General features: G+C 74.7%; 19 protein-coding genes. 11 read left to right on the top strand and 8 right to left on the bottom strand.

Features of this window, described 5'->3' with window-relative positions; genetic code table 11:
* Nucleotides 1-41 precede the first annotated feature (41 nt).
* The 3 genes from AB0I60_RS24505 to AB0I60_RS24495 all read right to left on the bottom strand — a co-directional run bounded on the left by AB0I60_RS24505 (nucleotide 42) and on the right by AB0I60_RS24495 (nucleotide 2,055).
* A complete protein-coding gene (locus AB0I60_RS24505; protein WP_360733245.1) occupies nucleotides 42-665 on the bottom strand; it encodes a response regulator transcription factor in 624 nt (207 codons plus the stop codon).
* Nucleotides 666-733: 68 nt separating this feature from the next.
* Nucleotides 734-1,411 (bottom strand): response regulator transcription factor, encoded by a 678-nt coding sequence (locus tag AB0I60_RS24500; protein ID WP_360733243.1) that lies wholly within the window; start codon nucleotides 1,409-1,411, stop codon nucleotides 734-736.
* Nucleotides 1,412-1,416: 5 nt separating this feature from the next.
* Complete coding sequence (locus AB0I60_RS24495) at nucleotides 1,417-2,055, bottom strand: sensor histidine kinase (RefSeq protein WP_360733241.1); 639 nt, start codon at nucleotides 2,053-2,055, stop codon at nucleotides 1,417-1,419.
* 202 nt (nucleotides 2,056-2,257) lie between these two features.
* Here AB0I60_RS24495 and AB0I60_RS24490 point away from each other — a divergent pair, with 202 nt between their 5' ends.
* Nucleotides 2,258-3,253, top strand: coding sequence for a radical SAM protein (locus tag AB0I60_RS24490; RefSeq protein WP_360733240.1), 996 nt, complete (start codon nucleotides 2,258-2,260; stop codon nucleotides 3,251-3,253).
* Between the two features lie 24 nt (nucleotides 3,254-3,277).
* Here the strand turns inward: AB0I60_RS24490 and AB0I60_RS24485 are convergent, their stop codons facing one another.
* The gene (locus AB0I60_RS24485; RefSeq protein WP_360733238.1) at nucleotides 3,278-4,267 is read right to left on the bottom strand and encodes a PHP domain-containing protein; all 990 of its coding nucleotides are present in this window, start codon (nucleotides 4,265-4,267) and stop codon (nucleotides 3,278-3,280) included.
* A gap of 167 nt (nucleotides 4,268-4,434) precedes the next feature.
* Between AB0I60_RS24485 and AB0I60_RS24480 the strand changes: the two genes are divergently transcribed.
* Entirely contained in the window at nucleotides 4,435-5,073 is a 639-nt protein-coding gene (locus AB0I60_RS24480; RefSeq protein ID WP_360733236.1) for a TetR/AcrR family transcriptional regulator, read from the top strand.
* A gap of 50 nt (nucleotides 5,074-5,123) precedes the next feature.
* Here AB0I60_RS24480 and AB0I60_RS24475 read toward each other — a convergent pair whose 3' ends face one another.
* Genes AB0I60_RS24475 through AB0I60_RS24465 form a run of 3 tightly spaced genes read right to left on the bottom strand, consistent with a single transcriptional unit; the run spans nucleotide 5,124 to nucleotide 6,489 of the window.
* The gene (locus AB0I60_RS24475; RefSeq protein WP_360733234.1) at nucleotides 5,124-5,717 is read right to left on the bottom strand and encodes a hypothetical protein; all 594 of its coding nucleotides are present in this window, start codon (nucleotides 5,715-5,717) and stop codon (nucleotides 5,124-5,126) included.
* Nucleotides 5,714-6,178: a hypothetical protein gene (locus tag AB0I60_RS24470; protein WP_360733232.1), complete on the bottom strand. Its 465-nt coding sequence runs from the start codon at nucleotides 6,176-6,178 to the stop codon at nucleotides 5,714-5,716. Before AB0I60_RS24470 ends, AB0I60_RS24475 begins: the two co-directional genes overlap by 4 nt.
* Nucleotides 6,175-6,489, bottom strand: a complete 315-nt coding sequence (locus AB0I60_RS24465) for a helix-turn-helix transcriptional regulator (protein ID WP_360733230.1) — start codon at nucleotides 6,487-6,489, stop codon at nucleotides 6,175-6,177. Before AB0I60_RS24465 ends, AB0I60_RS24470 begins: the two co-directional genes overlap by 4 nt.
* Before the next feature lie 195 nt (nucleotides 6,490-6,684).
* On the opposite strand from AB0I60_RS24465, the gene AB0I60_RS24460 reads away from it, so the two are divergent.
* The 4 genes from AB0I60_RS24460 (at nucleotide 6,685) to AB0I60_RS24445 (ending at nucleotide 9,328) form a co-directional block, all read left to right on the top strand.
* On the top strand, nucleotides 6,685-7,050 hold the full coding sequence (locus tag AB0I60_RS24460; protein WP_360733228.1) for a hypothetical protein: 366 nt from the start codon (nucleotides 6,685-6,687) through the stop codon (nucleotides 7,048-7,050).
* Between the two features lie 66 nt (nucleotides 7,051-7,116).
* Nucleotides 7,117-8,019 carry a DUF1996 domain-containing protein gene (locus tag AB0I60_RS24455; RefSeq protein ID WP_360733226.1) on the top strand — a complete coding sequence of 301 codons (903 nt, stop codon included), beginning with the start codon at nucleotides 7,117-7,119 and terminating at the stop codon, nucleotides 8,017-8,019.
* A gap of 71 nt (nucleotides 8,020-8,090) precedes the next feature.
* On the top strand, nucleotides 8,091-8,642 hold the full coding sequence (locus AB0I60_RS24450) for a sigma-70 family RNA polymerase sigma factor (RefSeq protein ID WP_360733224.1): 552 nt from the start codon (nucleotides 8,091-8,093) through the stop codon (nucleotides 8,640-8,642).
* The gene (locus AB0I60_RS24445) at nucleotides 8,639-9,328 is read left to right on the top strand and encodes a zf-HC2 domain-containing protein (protein WP_360733223.1); all 690 of its coding nucleotides are present in this window, start codon (nucleotides 8,639-8,641) and stop codon (nucleotides 9,326-9,328) included. Before AB0I60_RS24450 ends, AB0I60_RS24445 begins: the two co-directional genes overlap by 4 nt.
* Nucleotides 9,329-9,533: 205 nt before the next feature.
* Here the strand turns inward: AB0I60_RS24445 and AB0I60_RS24440 are convergent, their stop codons facing one another.
* The gene (locus tag AB0I60_RS24440) at nucleotides 9,534-10,502 is read right to left on the bottom strand and encodes a zinc-binding dehydrogenase (protein WP_360733222.1); all 969 of its coding nucleotides are present in this window, start codon (nucleotides 10,500-10,502) and stop codon (nucleotides 9,534-9,536) included.
* Between the two features lie 270 nt (nucleotides 10,503-10,772).
* On the opposite strand from AB0I60_RS24440, the gene AB0I60_RS24435 reads away from it, so the two are divergent.
* The 5 genes from AB0I60_RS24435 to AB0I60_RS24415 all read left to right on the top strand — a co-directional run bounded on the left by AB0I60_RS24435 (nucleotide 10,773) and on the right by AB0I60_RS24415 (nucleotide 15,524).
* A complete protein-coding gene (locus AB0I60_RS24435) occupies nucleotides 10,773-11,375 on the top strand; it encodes a class I SAM-dependent methyltransferase (protein WP_360733220.1) in 603 nt (200 codons plus the stop codon).
* A 399-nt stretch (nucleotides 11,376-11,774) separates the two neighbouring features.
* Nucleotides 11,775-12,482: a DUF4383 domain-containing protein gene (locus tag AB0I60_RS24430; protein WP_360733218.1), complete on the top strand. Its 708-nt coding sequence runs from the start codon at nucleotides 11,775-11,777 to the stop codon at nucleotides 12,480-12,482.
* A gap of 103 nt (nucleotides 12,483-12,585) precedes the next feature.
* Nucleotides 12,586-13,242 (top strand): M50 family metallopeptidase, encoded by a 657-nt coding sequence (locus AB0I60_RS24425; RefSeq protein WP_360733217.1) that lies wholly within the window; start codon nucleotides 12,586-12,588, stop codon nucleotides 13,240-13,242.
* 48 nt (nucleotides 13,243-13,290) lie between these two features.
* Entirely contained in the window at nucleotides 13,291-15,093 is a 1,803-nt protein-coding gene (locus tag AB0I60_RS24420) for a thiamine pyrophosphate-requiring protein (RefSeq protein WP_360733215.1), read from the top strand.
* Between the two features lie 119 nt (nucleotides 15,094-15,212).
* Nucleotides 15,213-15,524, top strand: coding sequence for a WhiB family transcriptional regulator (locus AB0I60_RS24415; RefSeq protein WP_360733213.1), 312 nt, complete (start codon nucleotides 15,213-15,215; stop codon nucleotides 15,522-15,524).
* The last annotated feature ends 196 nt before the right edge of the window (nucleotides 15,525-15,720 follow it).

Here is a 15,720-nt window from a genome sequence, read left to right as displayed (position 1 = left end):
GCGTGCCGGACGGGGGATGACCGGGCGGGTGGTCCCGGCGGTCAGATCAGGCCCTCGCGCAGCGCGAACGCCACGGCGTGGGCGCGGTTGCGCAGCTGGAACCGGTTGGTGATGTCGTGCAGGATGCTCTTCACGGTCCGCTGCGAGTAGCAGAGCTGATCGGCGATCTCCTTGGTCTCGAAGCCGTCCGCGATCAGCCGCAGCACCTCGGTCTCCCGGTCGGACATGCCGGCCATGGTCCAGCCGTTGGGGTTGAGCACGTTGCGCTGCAACCGGGACACCCGGTCCAGCAACCGGCCCAGCAGGTCCGGCGGCAGCGCGCCCTGGCCGGCGGCGGTCGCCTTCACCAGGCGCACCAACGTGTCCGGGGTGGCGTCGCAGCGCCGGATCACCGCCGACACGCCGCTGCTGACGATGTCGAGCAGCTCCGGGTCGGTGATGTCGCCCGCCACCAGCACGATGTTCGGGCTGCCGTGCACCTGGAGCCTGCGCAGGAGCTGCTGGGCCCCGCCGTCCAGCTTCTCCAGCACCACCAGGGCGACCGGCGCGGGCTCCTCCGGCCCGACCAGGCGGATCTCCGGCCGGGACCGCAGGGCCGAGGTGACCCCGGCCCGGGTGATCGAGTCCGCCGCGTGCAGCGCCACCGCGATCTGCTCACCGTTCATGACCTCTCCCCGCCTCCGTGACCGACGCCCCGCCCGGGTCGATCGTCCCGAGCGGAGGTGTCCCGGCACTACGGCCCCGGTGTCCCGACCTGTCCCGGCTCGTCGCCCAAACCGGCCCGCTTGGCCCGGGACACGGCCTGCGCGCGGTCGGCCACGTGCAGCTTGCGCAGGATGTTCGACACGTGGTTGCGGACGGTCTTGGGGCTGAGCACCAGCAGCCGGGCGATCGTCGCGTTGCCCCGGCCGTCCGCCATCAGCCGCAGCACCTCGCGCTCGCGCGTGGTCAACTCCGGGAACGCCTCCGGCTCGGACCGGGGCGACGTGCCGAAGTAGGCCAGCAGCCGCACCGCGATGCCGGGGCTGAAGATCGCCTCGCCCTCGGCGACCGCCCGCACCGCGCGCACGATCTGCTGCGGCCGGGCCGCCTTGAGCAGGTAGCCCAGCGCGCCCGCGCGCATCGCCGCGAACACCGAGTCGTCGTCGTCGAACATGGTCAGCACCAGCACCCGCACGGTCGGGTCGTGCGCCACGATCCGCCGGGTCGCCTCGACCCCGCCCAGGTCGGGCATGTTCAGGTCCATCACGACCACGTCGGGGCGCAGCCGCGCGGCCAGCTCGACCGCCATCGCGCCGCCGGACGCCTCGCCCACCAGCTCCAGGTCGCTCGCCGCCGCCAGGGCCGTGGCCAGGCCGTAGCGGAACAGCGGGTGGTCGTCCACCACCAGCGCCCGGAGCGCGGGCGGCACTGCGCTCACACTCCGCCCGCGACCGGAAGGTCGACGGCTATCCGGGTGCCGCCGGTGGCGGCGTCCTCCATGGCCCACGTCCCGCCGACCTCGCGCGCCCGTTCCCGCATCGAGTCCAGTCCCACGCCGTTCCCCTCGGGTTCGCCCGCGCCGCAGCCGTCGTCGACGACTTCGACGTGCAGGCCGTCCGCGCACCACAGCCGCACCGCGCAGGTGCGCGCGCCGGCGTGCCGGACCACGTTGGTCAGCGCCTCGCAGATGATCCGGTAGGCCGCCACCTGGACGGCGACCGGCAGTTCCGGGAGGTCCCGCTCGGCCTCCACGACCACGCGCACGGGGTGCCGGTCGGCCAGCGTGGCGACGTGCGCCCGCACCGCGCCCGCCAGCCCCAGCCGGGCCAGCCCGGTCGGGTACGCGCCGGCCGCCAGCCGGCGGATCTCGCCGACCGCGCCGTGCACCTCCTCCTCCAGCCGGGCCAGCAGGGTGCCCGCCGAGGCCGGGTCGCGCGCCACCAGGTGCCGCGCGGCGCGCAGCCCGAGGGCGATCGCGGCGAGGGAGGGGCCCACGCCGTCGTGCAGGTCGCGCAGCACCCGGCGGCGGGCTTCGTCGGCCACGTCGGTGGACACTGCGAACTTGCGGCGCACGTCCCCTCCCCGTCAGGCGGCACTCGGGCCTCGCCGCCTCGTGTAGAACGTCGCAGATCCGACAGCCGTTGTTTCAACCAAACGCGCAGGTTCCCACGTTGGGGGGAATGCCCTGTGGTGTTGGTGACGCAATGACGTATCACCAGTCCGTCTGCCTGCTCCATACGGATATCAGGGATCACGGGAGGGCGGAATGGGGCACATGGGCGGCAGGGCGGTCCTCCAGGTTCACCCGACCAGGCTGTGCAACCTGCGGTGCCTGCACTGCTACTCCAGCTCAGGGCCCGACGTGGCCGAGTCGGTGCCGGTGGGCGTGCTGTCCCAAGTGGTCGGCGACGCGGCAGGGCTCGGGTACGACGTCATGAGCGTCTCGGGCGGGGAACCGTTCCTCTACCCGGAACTGCCCGCATTGTTGCGGGCCGCGCGCGAAGTCGGGATGCGAACGACCGTCACGACCAACGCGGTCGCGCTCACCCAACGCCGGATCGGCCTGGTGCGCGGGCTGGTCGACCTGGTCGCCGTGTCGCTGGACGGCGACCAGCCCACCCACGACCGCATCCGGGACCAGGAGGGCGCGTTCGGCAGGGCGCTGGCGGGCATCCGGCGGCTCACCGAGGCGGGCATCCCGGTCGGCGTCGTCACCACCCTCACCCAGGGCAACGCCACCCAGCTCGGCGACGTGGCGCTGGCCGCGTCCCGGTCCGGCGCGCTCCTGCTCCAGGTGCACCCGCTGGAACCCGAGGGCGCGGCGAACCGGCGGATGGCGGGGGAGCGGCCGGACGCGGTCGAGCTGGCCTACGCGGCCGTCGAGTTGGGACGGATCGCCGAGGAGCACGGAATGGCCGTGCAGCTCGACGCGGTGCCGAGGACCGTGCTGGCCCGCGACCCGGGCGCGTTCATGGCCGGCCCGGTGGCCGAGGAGCTGCCGCTGGGCCGCTGGTTGACCCCGCTGGTGATCGAGGCGAACGGCGCGGCCGTGCCGGTCGCCTACAACTTCGACCGCCGCTACTGGCTGGGCAACGTGCACGACCGCCCGCTGGCCGACCTCGCCGTCGGCTGGGACGCCGGCCCGTTCCGCGACCTGTGCCGCGCCACCTGGCGGCGCCTGGTCGACGGCCGCACCGGCCCGCTGGTCCCGTGGTACGGGCACCTGGTGCGGGCCTCCCGCACCACCCGCACCGCCGCCGCCGGGAGGTGAGCGCCGCCGGCGCGGCGGTGACCGCTAGGTCAGGGAGGCGAGCAGGTCCGCCGCCGAGCGGGTGTTGATCACCTGCTCGGGCTCGACGCCGCACTCCTCGGCCCGCTCGCAGCCGTAGGACAGCCAGTCGAGCTGGCCCGGCGCGTGCGCGTCGCTGTCGATGGCGAACTCGCACCCCAGCTCCACCGCGAGCCGCAGCAGCCTGCCCGGCGGGTCCCGGCGCTCCGGGCGGGAATTGATCTCCACGGCGGTCCCGTGCTCCCGGCACGCGGTGAAGACCGCCTCGGCGTCGAACCGGGACTCCGGGCGGCCCCGGCCCTCCACCAGCCGGCCGGTGCAGTGGCCCAGGACGTCCACGTCCGGGTTCGCCACGGCGGTGAGCAGCCGCTCGGTCATCTCCGCCTCGGGCATCCGCAGCTTGGAGTGCACGCTGGCCACCACGACGTCGAGCCGCGCCAACAGGTCCGGGTCCTGGTCGAGCGAGCCGTCGTCGAGGATGTCCACCTCGATCCCGGTCAGCAGCAGGAACGGCGCCAGCTCGGTGTTCAGCCCGGCGACCACGTCGAGCTGCGCGCGCAACCGGTCTGCGGACAGGCCGTTGGCCACGGTCAACCTCGGCGAGTGGTCGGTCAGCACCACCCACTCGTGCCCGAGGTCGCGCGCGGTCTCGGCCATCTCCCGGATCGGGCTGCCGCCGTCGGACCAGTCGGAATGCGTGTGGCAGTCGCCTTTCAGCAGCGCGCGCAGCGCCTGGCCGCCGACGACGGGTGCGGGGATCCGGCTCAGGTACGCCGGTTCGCGGCCCGCCGCCGCGTCCGCGATCACGCCCGCCGTCGACTTGCCGATGCCGTCGAGGGCGGTGAGCGTGCCGTTCCGGACCCGCGCGGCCAGCTCGCCCGGCGGCAGCGCGGCCACCACCTCCGCCGCCCGGCGGAACGCCCTGACCCGGTACGTCGGCTCGCCCGCGCGTTCGAGCCGGAAGGCCACCTGCCGCAATGCCCGGACGGGATCCACCCGTCCTGTCTACCCCTCCGGCGGGCCGGACGCGCGCCGACCGGGGTCGTGGCGCGGGGTGGCCGTGGGCTTTGCGCCGGGTCCACTCCGGACCCCGCCTTGCGAGACGGCACCGGTTCGTCGCGAAGGGTTGCGGTCCCGGGTGCGGTGCAGCCAGCATGTCCGCCATGTCCCCACGGTCACCGGTCGGGTCCCTCGGGTCACGACGTCGGCCCAGCAAAGGCGATCTCACCTCGCAGGCCATCCTGGACACCGCCGAACGGCTGCTCCAGACCCGTTCCCTGGACGACATCGCGGTGGACGAGCTGGCCGCCGGCGCGGGCATCTCGCGGTCCACGTTCTACTTCCACTTCTCGTCCCGGGAAGCCGTCCTGCACGCCCTGTCCGCCCGCGTGCTGGACGCGCTCTACGAGTCGGCGTCGTCCTGGCTGCGCCGGGGGAGCGAACCGCCCGAAGCCGCCATAAGGCGGGCGCTGGGCGCGACCCTGGCGGTGTGGCGGGCGCACGGCCCGGTGCTGCGCGCCGCCGTCCGCGCCCGCGACACCGACCCGCTGATGCGCGACTTCTGGACCGGCGTGGCGCGGCGGTTCGTCGACGCCACGGCGGAGCAGATCACGTGGGAGCGGGACGCCGGCGTGGCGGTCGACGGCCCGGACGCGCGGTCGCTGGCGGCGGTCCTGGTGTCGATGAACGAGCAGGCGTTCCTGGGCCGGTCGGTCGCCCGCCGTTCGGCGAAGAAGGACCGCGAACTGGTCGACGCGCTGACGTTCGTCTGGCTCCGATCGGTCTACGGCGACTCGTCCTGACGGCGTGCGACCCGGCGGTCGCTGTCCACAGAGGACGGTCGACGGGCGGGTCAGGAGACCTGGGCGACCCAGGCCGGCTCCCGCACCTCCTTCTCGGCCACCTCGACCCGGTTGAACGCCGCCGGGTCGACCCGGCGGTAGCCGTGCCGGACCACGCCCCGGTAGAGCACGTCCGAGACGACCAGCACCGCGTCGCCCAGGAGCCCGGCGCGCACCGGGTCGGCGTCGGCCAGCCGGCAGGCGGTGTTCAGGTCGCTGCCCACCCAGCCGTGGGCGTCGCGGTGCACCTCGCCCGCGTGCAGGCCGATCCGCAGCCGGATGTGCGGCGCGGCGGTCGCGTTGTGCCGGCGCAGCCGGGCGATCACGTGCGGGATCACCGGGTCCAGGATGTCCACTTTGGACACCCGGGCCGGGACGAGCACCATCATCCCGTCGCCCCGGTCCTGCCACCCCAGGTCGGCCGGGCGCACGCCCGCCGCGCGGAAGCCGTCCCGCACGGCGGTGGTCAGCACGTCGCGCGCCACGATCTGGTGCGGGTTGGGCCAGCGCCCGAAGCCCGCGATGTCCACCACCAGGATGGACCGGTACTCGGGGCCGGGCGGGTGGCGGAACCGCCGCCAGGCGCGGGGCAGCTCGACGGTCACCGGGGCTCCCCCTGCAACGCGCGGCGCAGCATCCAGGACCGGCTCAGCAGGCGCACGGCGTGCGGCACCCGGCGGGCCGGCGGGAGGTCGTCCAGCTCGGCGCGGAACTCCTCGTGGTAGCGGGCCTGGTGGTGCGGCGGCAGCACGGCCACCGCCAGGCCCAGCAGCCGGCCGCACGGCCGGGGCTCCAACTCCACGCGGATGATCCGGGCGGCGGCGACCATGGGTTCGAAGCTCGCCGTGGCCAGGTAGTTCCGCTCCACCGCGAACTCCAGCCACAGCACCCGCCGGTAGACCTCGCGCAGCCGCGCGTCGCCGTCGCGCTCCAGCGCCCGGCGCAGCTCCAGCGCGAGGTGGTGCGCGAGGTGGCGGTCCAGGATGCGGTCGAGCCTGCCGTCCAGCACGGCCTCCAGGTCGTGCGCGAGCAGCCGGATCCTGGCCAGTCGGTCCCGCCTGGTCATGTCCCACCTGCCGCGTGCGGTCGCAGCAGGCCGAGCCTGGGCACCGAGCCCCGGGCCCGCGCGACGGCGGCGCGGGCGACCGCGACGCTGTCCGCGTCGAGCCGGTAGTACCGCCGGCGGGGCCGGCCGCGCTCGCGCGGGTCGGCGTCCTCCCACCGGCTCTCCAGCCACCCGCACTGCTCCAGCCGCGCGAGGATCGGGTGCACGGTCCCGCTGGGCAGCTCGGCCACCTGGCAGATCTCCAGCCCGTACCGCTCCCGGGCGGGGTCCTCCAGCAGCACACCCAGCACGAGCTGGGTGGGCAGGGTCATCTTCGGTCCCTTCCGTGCCGCAACCATGGTCTAACTCTACCTAGGGTGGTGGCGGTGCGCAACCGGTCGGACACGCGGAGTCGCGCCCGGGTGGAATCGCGCAGCGCACGCCCTCGGCGGGGTCCGCGACGCCTGCTCACCGCCGACGAGCGGGCGACCTGCGCCCCGTCCCGCGTCCGTTCGGCTGCTGTCCTGTTGCCCGTTCGGTCGACGTCGACGGGAACCACCCTCGCCGCCGTCGCGCTCGTCGGCGGGCTGCACCTCGGCCGGCCCGGGGAACGCGTCCTGGAAGCCACCGCCGGCCCGACCCGGATCACCACCACCGTCACGCCGGTCGACGGCCGGCTGCGGCTGCGCGCCCGGGTCGCCGGCGTCGACGCCGGCGAGCGGTGCACCCTGGTCGCCACCGACTCGCGGGGCCGCCGCGCCGTCGCCGGGGGCTGGGTCGCGGCCCGGCGGGGGGACACGGACCTCGCCGGGGCGGCGGTCGACCCGGACGAGCCGGCGGCGGTCGGCGTCGTCACGGCCGAAGGCCGCACCCTCGTCACCGCAACGGCCTAGGCACCGGCCGGACGAGGGCACGACCCCGCCGGCCGCCGGGGTGGCAAGCTTGGGCGGGTGCGGCGGATGCTCCCCCTGTGCCTCGTGCTCCTGCTCGGCTCCTGCGGGGCCGGCGACCGGTTCGTCGACATCGAGGACGTGCCCCCGCCGCCCCGGCCGGCGGCCCCCGGCGCCGGCGCGTCCGCCGGGACGTTCACCGTCGAGTGCGGGCACAACGAGCAGCGGCACCTCAACGCCGACAACGTGGTCATCGCGCCCGGCACGCCGTTCGGCGCGCACCACACCCACGAGTACGTCGGCAACCTGAGCACCGACCACACCAGCACCGACCGGTCGCTGGCCGCCGCGACCACGTCGTGCGCCGGCGGTGACCTGTCCAGCTACTACTGGCCCGTGCTGCGGCTGACCGACCGCGTCGGCCACGACGCGCACGCCCCGGGCGGCGGCGCGCACGGCAACACCGGCGAGGTGCTGCCGCCGGCCCGGGTGTCCGTCACGTTCACCGGCAGCCCGGTCGGCAAGGTGGTGCCGGTGCCGAGGTTCCTGCGGATGATCACCGGCGACCCGGCCGCGCTCACCTCCGGCGGCGGCACCGCCCGCTGGAGCTGCTCCGGCTACGAGGACCGGCACACCGACCGCTACCCGGTGTGCGGCCCCGACCGCGAGGTGCTGCGCACCTACGAGTTCCCGAGCTGCTGGGACGGCCGCAACACCGACAGCGCCTCGCACCGGGCGCACGTCGTGCCCGCCGCGTCGAACGGCGCGTGCCGGCCGGGGACGTTCCCGATCCCGAAGCTGAGCGTGCGGGTGGCCTACCGGGTGCCCGCCGGCCGGCCGTTCGCGCTCGACAGCTTCCCCGAGCAGCTCCGCGACCCGCGCACCGACCACGCCATGGCGGTCAACGCCATGCCGGACGCCCTCGCCGCCGAGGTCGCGGCCTGCGTCAACGAGAACCGCTCCTGCCCGTGACGCCCCGCTCTGAACCGGACCGGCTCCGCAGCCGTGTCCCTCGGCGGGGAGTTGACGAGAGGAGTGGGTGGATGGCGGCTCTGTGGTCCCGGAGACGGGAGACCGCGGCCGACGAGGCCCTGATCCGGTCCCTCTACGAGGAGCACGGCCGGGCGCTGCTGGCCTACGCGACCAGGCTCACCGGCGACCGGGCGGCGGCCGAGGACGTCGTCCAGGAGACCCTGGTGCGGGCCTGGCGGCACCCGGACGCCCTCGTCAACGGCAAGGGCTCGGTGCGCGGCTGGCTGCTCACGGTGGCCCGCAACCTCGTCACCGACCGGATCAGGGCGCGCGCGGCCCGGCCCAGGGAGGTGCCGGAGACGCCGGCCACCCCGCCGGTCGAGCGCGACCACGCGGAATCCGTGGTGGACTCGGTCGTGGTGCTGGAAGCGCTCGACCGGCTGTCGTCGGACCACCGCGACGTGCTGGTGGAGATCTACTTCCGGGGCCGGAGCGTGTCCGAGGCGGCGCAGGCGCTGGGCGTGCCGCCCGGCACGGTCAAGTCGCGGTCGCACTACGCGCTGCGGGCACTGCGGGAGACGTTCACCGGACAACGGGTCGCGTTGAAGGGGGTGGCCGGATGACCACGAACCACGATCCACAGCTGCTGGGCGCCTACGTACTGGGCGTCTTGGACGAGCCGGAGGTGCGGGCGGTGGAGGAGCACGTGGCGGCCTGCCCGGCGTGCCGCACCGAGGTCGGTGAGCTGCGGGCGGTCGAGGGGGCAATGGGCGGTGTGCCGCCCGAGGCGCTGCTCGACGGGCCGCCGGAGGGCGACCTGGTGCTGCAACGGGCGCTGCGGCAGGTGCGCCGGGAGCGGGCGGGGCGGGTGCGGCGGCGGCAGGTCGGGCTCGGCCTGGTCGCGGCGGTGGTGGCGGCGGTCGTGCTGGGCGGCGGGTTCGCGGTCGGCCGGAGCACCGCGCCGACCCCGCCGGTCGCCGAGTCGACGCCGCCGGTCGTGCCGGACGCCCGGGTCGGCACCGCCGTCGACCCGGTCACCGGCGCGCGGATGACCGTGCAGGTGAAGCCGGCCGCCGGCTGGGTGCGGCTCAACGTGTCGGCGGCGGGCATCGCCAAGGACCGCAAGTGCCGGGTGGTGGTCGTCGCCAAGGACGGCAGCAGCCACGAGGCGGGCAGTTGGCTGGTCTCCGCGCTCGGCGAGCGGGAGGGCACCAACCTGGACGGGTCGGCGCTGGTCGCGCCGGACGACGTGGCGGCGGTGGAGATCCGGGACTTCGACGGTGAGCGGATCGTCTCGGTCGGGCTGTGAGCTGGTCGGGCTGTGAGCCGGTCGGGCTGTGAGCTGGTCGGGCTGTGAGCCGGTCGGGCTGTGAGCCGCAGGGCCGGGCCGACCGGGCTGCGGGCCGACCGGGCTGCGGGATGACCGGGGAAGGCCGTGCGCCCCGCTTTCGGGCGGGCGCACGGCCGGCGTTGCCCGGTGAGCCCTGCTCGGTGGGCACTCACACGGTGGGCACTCACACGGTGAGCACGACCTTGCCCGTCGTCTCCCGGTTCTCCAGCGCGTCGTGCGCCTTGCCCACGTCGGCGAGCGGGAACGCGGTGGTGCGCGGCGTCAGCCGGCCCTCCGCGAGCGCCCGCAGCGCCTCCGTCTCCAGCTCGCGCAGGTTCATCCCCTTGAGGATGCGCGGCCCCACGGCGACCGTCGCGGTCAGGCCGCCCTTGTACAGGTCGAGGGTCTCGATCCTGGTCGGCTCGCCGGAGGACCAGCCGAACATGACGATCCGCCCGGCGAGCCCGAGCAGCTCGAACGCCTGCCTGCCCACCGCGCCGCCGACGCCGTCGAGCACCAGGCTCACCTCGCCGACCTCGGCGCGCACGTCGTCGGCCCAGTCCGGGCGGGTGTAGTCGACCACGAGGTCGGCACCCAGCTCGCGCACGAGGTCCAGCTTCGCCGTGCTCGCCGCCCCGACCACCCGCGCGCCGACCGCCTTGGCCTCCTGCACGAACAGCGCGCCGAGCCCGCCGGCGGCGGCGGGCACCAGCACCACGTCGTCGGCGGTCGGCTGCGCCACCCGCAGGACCCCGAACGCCGTCCGCCCGGTGCCGATCATGGCCACCGCCGCGTCGTCCGCGACGTGCGCGGGCACCTCGTGCAGCGACGCGGCGTTCACGGCGGCCAGCTCGGCGTACCCGCCACTGGCCATGCCGAGGTGCGCCACGACCCGCTTGCCCAGCCAGGACCCGTCGACGCCGTCACCGACCCCGGTCACCACGCCCGCGACCTCGCGGCCCGGCGTCATGGGCAGCGGGGGCGGCGGGAACGGCCCGGCCTGCTCGCCCCGGCGGATCGCCGCGTCCAGCAGGTGCACGCCCGCCACGTTCACCGCCACCAGCACCTGCCCGGCCTGCGGGACCGGGTCGGGCACGTCCTCCAGGAGCAGGTTCTCCGCCGGTCCGAACTCGTGCTGTCGGATGGCACGCATCGGTCGATCCCCCATTCGTAGGTTGCCGAACCACCGTAGGAGTTCGACCAAGGTCGAGGTCAACCCCTCACCACCCCCGGGATGGGATGGGCGGCCGAACAGAGCCGGCGGGGCGAGTGGGATCGGACGGCGGACGGGGCCGGTGGTCGGCGGGAGCGGCGGCGGTCGGGTGCGGGGCGGTGGCCGGGGCGGGAGTCGGCGGCGGTTGGGCGTGGGGCGGCGGTGGTCGGGCGGGGCCAACCCGGTGGTCGGGTCGTGCGTCCTCGGTGCGTGAAGCGCTTCGACCACAACGCGCACTACCACCCGTTCCTGCTCGCGCACGTTCCCCCGGGCGCCCGGACCGCGTTGGACGTCGGGTGCGGGCACGGGGCGTTCGCGCGCCGGCTCGCCGCACGCGGGCTGGCCGTCACGGCGGTGGACCGGGCCGTCGACGGGTCCGCGCCCGGCGTGCGGTTCCGGCGGGCCGACGTGCTCACCGACCCGCTCGGCGGGCCGTACGACTTCGTGTCGTGCCTGGCCGTCCTGCACCACCTGCCGTTCGACGCCGGCCTGACCCGCCTGCGGGACGCCGTCGCGCCCGGCGGCGTGCTCGCCGTCCTCGGGCTCGCCAAGGAGAAGACGGCGTGGGACTGGGCGCTGAGCCTGGTCTCCTCGCCGCTCAACGTAGCGATGAACCTGGTGCGCGACGACCCGGTCGGTTCCGCCCCGGTCCGCGACTGGTCGATGGGCGTGGACGAGATCAAGGCCGGCGCGGCCCGGCTGGTGCCCGGCGCGCGCATCCGCCGGCACCTGTACTGGCGGTACTCGCTGGTGTGGACCAAACCGCGCGAAGAAGGATATTCCTTTGACGACAACGCGTCTCCGGGGAGATAGTCGTAGCCGACACAGGAAAGGGGAGAGCCAGTGGAAAGCGGTCGAACCGACTGGACCGGTGCGGCGACGCGCCGGGTCCGGTGATGCGCCCGGCTCACCTCCCGACCTGCGCGTAGGGCGGTCCGGCCGCGCTCGTGGAAACGAGTGCGCGGCCATTGTCCGAAGCTCGCGCGAATTGTCGCCTTGATCTGCGCGTGATATCGCGCACCGCGACGCCCCGGCCTTCATGGGGTGGGTCGGGACGACCTCGGCACGGCGGGGTTGGTGGCTCCTGTCGAAATCGGGGAACGGGTCCGCGCGCCCGTTCCCCACCCCGGGTTTGCCCTCTGTGACGGTCGGGTAGCCGGGGGTGGTCCGGAGCCCGGCAGGCGGGCTCTCGTGTCCTCATGGGAGGGCGTGATGACCCACTCGACCGTCGGTCGCGTCAAGGTCGCTGGCCTCCAGCCCGCCCAGGTGCTGGCAGGTCTGCTCGGCCTCGCATTCCTCGTCGCCGGCATCGCCGGCTTCGTCCGCACCGGGTTCGGCGACTTCGCGGGCGAGCAGCACTCGATGCTGCTCGGTTTCGCCGTCAACCCGCTGCACAACGTCGTCCACCTGGCGTTCGGCGTGCTCGGTCTGCTGATGGCGACCGGTTCGGGACTGTCCCGGCTCTACGGCTGGATCGTGTTCCTCGCCTACGGCGTGGTGCTGGTGTGGGGTCTGATGCTGGTCGGCGTGGTCGCGGTGAACCCCGTCGAGCGGCTCGGGAACCCGTTGGCGCTCAACGTGAACGACAACTGGCTGCACCTCGGCCTCGCGGCCGTCGGGCTGCTGATCGCGGTGCTGCCGGCGCGGCGCAAGGTCGTCGTGCCGGAGGAGGACGTCGAGCCGGTCGTGGAGCACCCGACCCCGGAGCACCAGGTCGTGGACCGGCCCGTCGGGGAGCGCCCCGTCGCCCAGCGCGACGAGAGCATCCGCGACCCGGAGATGCCGGTCCAGCGCGACCGGGAGGAGCTGCGCCCGCACGACCAGCGCGTGGAATCGGCCGACCCGACCGTGTCGCCCCACCAGACGCGGCCCATCGACCCGGCCGTCGCCGAGCAGCACAAGGCCCGGCACTACCGCTGACCCACCACCCGAGCGGGGCACCGTCCACTGTGGACGGTGCCCCGTCGGCGTCCGGGGGCAGCGCCCGGGACCGCACCTCGCGGACCTGGCATCCTGGAGCGCGATGTCGACACTCGCGCAGTGGGCACCCGCCGTGCTCGCGCTGGTCCTGGTGGCCAGCCCGGGCATCTGGCGGTGGAGCCGCACCACGATCACCATCGCGCACGAGGGCGGGCACGCCCTGGTCGCGCTGCTCACCGGCCGCCGGCTGGAGGGCATCAAGCTGAACGCGGACACCTCCGGCGTGACCGTGTCGCGCGGCAAGCCCACCGGGGTCGCCGTGGTGCTGATGTACCTGGCCGGGTACGTCACGCCGTCGCTGCTCGGCCTCGGCGCGGCGGCACTGGTCACCTCGGACCAGGTCCGCCCGCTGCTGTGGGCGACCGTGGGGCTGCTCGCCGCCATGCTGGTCATGATCCGCAACCTGTTCGGCGTGCTGTCCGTGGTGGTGACCGGCGGGGTGATGTTCGCCGTCTCCTGGTACGCCACCGCCGAGTGGCAGGCCGCCTTCGCGCTGTTCGTCGCCTGGTTCCTGCTGCTGGGCGGCGTGCGCCCGGTGGGCGAGCTGCAGAGCCGCCGGGTCCGGGGGCGCGCGCCCCAGTCGGACGCCGACCAGCTCGCCCGGATCACCCGCGTGCCGGGCGTGCTGTGGGTGCTGGTGTTCGCCGCCGTCACCCTCGGCGCGCTGGTGCTCGGCGGGCGGATGTTGTTACCGCTCTGACTCCCCGGGTACCCGGTCGGCACCAGCACCGACCGGGAGGAGCAAGCCGTGCTCGTCGCCGACTACGTGCTCGAACGCCTGCGGGACTGGGGCGTGGAGCACGTGTTCGCCTACCCCGGTGACGGGGTGAACGGCCTGGTGGCAGCCTTCGGGCGGGCCGACAACCGGCCCAAGTTCGTGCAGTCGCGGCACGAGGAGATGTCCGCGCTGGCGGCCGTGGGCTACGCCAAGTTCAGCGGGCGGGTCGGGGTGTGCCTGGCCACCTCCGGACCGGGCGCGATCCACCTGCTCAACGGCCTCTACGACGCCAAGCTGGACCACGTCCCGGTGGTGGCGATCGTCGGGCAGACGGCGCGCACCGCGATGGGCGGCTCCTACCAGCAGGAGATCGACCTGCACGCGCTGTTCAAGGACGTCGCCTCGGAGTACCTGGTCGACGTGACCGTGCCCGAGCAGCTCCCCAACGCCCTCGACCGGGCCATCCGCACGGCCGAGGCGCAGCGCGCGCCCACCGCCCTGATCATCCCGGCGGACGTGCAGGAGCTGCCCTACGAGCCGCCGCAGCACGCGTTCAAGCACGTGCCGTCCAGCAGGCCCAACCGGTCCTGGACCACCTCCGTGCCGCCGCGCTCCGAGCTGGACCGCGCCGCCGCCGTGCTCAACGAGGGCGAGCGGGTGGCCATCCTGGTCGGCCAGGGCGCGCGCGGTGCCGCCGCCGAGGTCCGCGAGATCGCCGAGCTGACCGGGGCCGGCGTCGCCAAGGCGCTGCTCGGCAAGGACGTCCTGCCCGACGACCTGCCCTACGGCACCGGGTCGATCGGGCTGCTCGGCACGCGACCGAGCTACGAGCTGATGCGCGACTGCGACACGCTGCTGATCGTCGGCTCCAGCTTCCCCTACTCGCAGTTCCTGCCCGAGTACGGCAAGGCGCGCGGGGTGCAGGTCGACGTGGACGGCCGGTTCATCGGCATGAGGTACCCCACGGAGGTCAACCTCGTCGGCGACGCCGCCTCGACGCTGCGGGCGCTGCTGCCGTCGCTGCGGCGCAAGGAGGACCGCTCCTGGCAGGACACCGTCGTGGGCAACGTGGCGCAGTCCTGGGAAGCCCTCCGCGCCCAGGCGCACGTCGACGCCGACCCGGTCAACCCGATGCGGATCGCGTGGGAGCTGTCCGAGCGCCTCCCGGCCGACGCGATCGTCACCGCCGACTCCGGTTCGGCCGCCAACTGGTACGCCCGGCTGGTCCGGTTCGGCCCCGGCAACCGGGGCTCGCTGTCCGGCACGCTGGCCACGATGGGAGCGGGCGTGCCGTACGCGATCGGCGCCAAGTTCGCCCACCCCGACCGCCCGGTGGTCGCGCTGGTCGGCGACGGCGCGATGCAGATGAACGGCCTGGCCGAACTGCTCACCATGGCCCGCTACCAGCACGAGTGGGCGGACCGGCGGTGCGTGGTGTGCGTGCTGCACAACAACGACCTCAACCAGGTCACGTGGGAGCTGCGCGCCATGGGCGGCGCACCGAAGTTCACCGAGTCCCAGTCGCTGCCCGAGGTCGGCTACGCCGAGTTCGCCCGCTCCATCGGGCTGGTCGGCATCGACGTGACCGACCCGGGCGCGCTCGGCGCGGCCTGGGACTCCGCGCTGGCCGCCGACCGGCCCGCCGTGCTGGACGTGCGGTGCGACCCGGACATCCCGCCGATCCCGCCGCACGCCTCGTTCGACCAGGTCAAATCGGTGGCCGAGGCCATGATCAAGGGCGACCCGGACGCCTGGGGCGTGATGGCCAAGGGCGTGCGCACCAAGGCCAGGGAGTTCCTGCACCGGCGACCGTCCGACCAGGACTCACCGTGATCGCGCCGGAGCCCGGCGGAGTGGGGTAACCCGATGGGGGAGGACACGTTTGTCCCCCCGACCGGCCGGGGTACGTCTTGATCGCACCTGAAACGACTCCAGCAGGGGGTATGTCCGCCATGACCAGCACCGCGCGCCTGCCGAAGCCAGTCACCGACGTGTGGGACTGGCAGAAGGAGGGACTCTGCCGAGGCCGTGACAGCGCGGTCTTCTTCCACCCGGACAACGAGCGCGGCTCCGCCCGCGCCGCCCGGGAGGACCGGGCCAAGCAGCTCTGCGGGCGCTGCCCCGTGCTGCTGGAGTGCCGGCGGCACGCGCTGTCCGCCCAGGAGCCCTACGGCGTGTGGGGCGGCATGGGCGAGGACGAGCGCCGCCGCCTGATCGCCGCCGCCCGGCGCGGCACCGACGAGCGCAGGCACACCGCGGCGTGACCCCGCGCCCGCTCGGCGACCCCTGCCCGAGCGGGCCACCAGGCTCGCGGCCGGCGGCGTCCCCTGACCGCCGGCCGCGACGAAGGCCCGGGGCCGGGGGGGCCGGCCCCCCGCCCCCGGCCGCGGTGACCCCCCCCGGCCACACCGCGGGCCGCGGGCCCCCCGCCGAACCGTTGGTCGGCCGCGGTGAGGACGG

Source organism: Actinosynnema sp. NPDC050436, from assembly GCF_040655415.1.
Classification (GTDB): domain Bacteria; phylum Actinomycetota; class Actinomycetes; order Mycobacteriales; family Pseudonocardiaceae; genus Actinosynnema.
The sequence above is the reverse complement of the archived record's forward strand: the minus strand, read 5'-3'. Positions and strand labels throughout refer to the sequence as shown.

What these genes read in the sequence shown, in the direction of transcription:
- AB0I60_RS24505 (WP_360733245.1), bottom strand. Translation starts at nt 665, where the DNA reads ATGAACGGTGAGCAGATCGCGGTGGCGCTGCACGCGGCGGACTCGATC.
- AB0I60_RS24490 (WP_360733240.1), top strand. Translation starts at nt 2,258, where the DNA reads ATGGGCGGCAGGGCGGTCCTCCAGGTTCACCCGACCAGGCTGTGCAAC.
- AB0I60_RS24480 (WP_360733236.1), top strand. Translation starts at nt 4,435, where the DNA reads ATGTCCCCACGGTCACCGGTCGGGTCCCTCGGGTCACGACGTCGGCCC.
- AB0I60_RS24470 (WP_360733232.1), bottom strand. Translation starts at nt 6,178, where the DNA reads ATGACCAGGCGGGACCGACTGGCCAGGATCCGGCTGCTCGCGCACGAC.
- AB0I60_RS24465 (WP_360733230.1), bottom strand. Translation starts at nt 6,489, where the DNA reads ATGACCCTGCCCACCCAGCTCGTGCTGGGTGTGCTGCTGGAGGACCCC.
- AB0I60_RS24455 (WP_360733226.1), top strand. Translation starts at nt 7,117, where the DNA reads ATGCTCCCCCTGTGCCTCGTGCTCCTGCTCGGCTCCTGCGGGGCCGGC.
- AB0I60_RS24450 (WP_360733224.1), top strand. Translation starts at nt 8,091, where the DNA reads ATGGCGGCTCTGTGGTCCCGGAGACGGGAGACCGCGGCCGACGAGGCC.
- AB0I60_RS24445 (WP_360733223.1), top strand. Translation starts at nt 8,639, where the DNA reads ATGACCACGAACCACGATCCACAGCTGCTGGGCGCCTACGTACTGGGC.
- AB0I60_RS24440 (WP_360733222.1), bottom strand. Translation starts at nt 10,502, where the DNA reads ATGCGTGCCATCCGACAGCACGAGTTCGGACCGGCGGAGAACCTGCTC.
- AB0I60_RS24430 (WP_360733218.1), top strand. Translation starts at nt 11,775, where the DNA reads ATGACCCACTCGACCGTCGGTCGCGTCAAGGTCGCTGGCCTCCAGCCC.
- AB0I60_RS24425 (WP_360733217.1), top strand. Translation starts at nt 12,586, where the DNA reads ATGTCGACACTCGCGCAGTGGGCACCCGCCGTGCTCGCGCTGGTCCTG.
- AB0I60_RS24415 (WP_360733213.1), top strand. Translation starts at nt 15,213, where the DNA reads ATGACCAGCACCGCGCGCCTGCCGAAGCCAGTCACCGACGTGTGGGAC.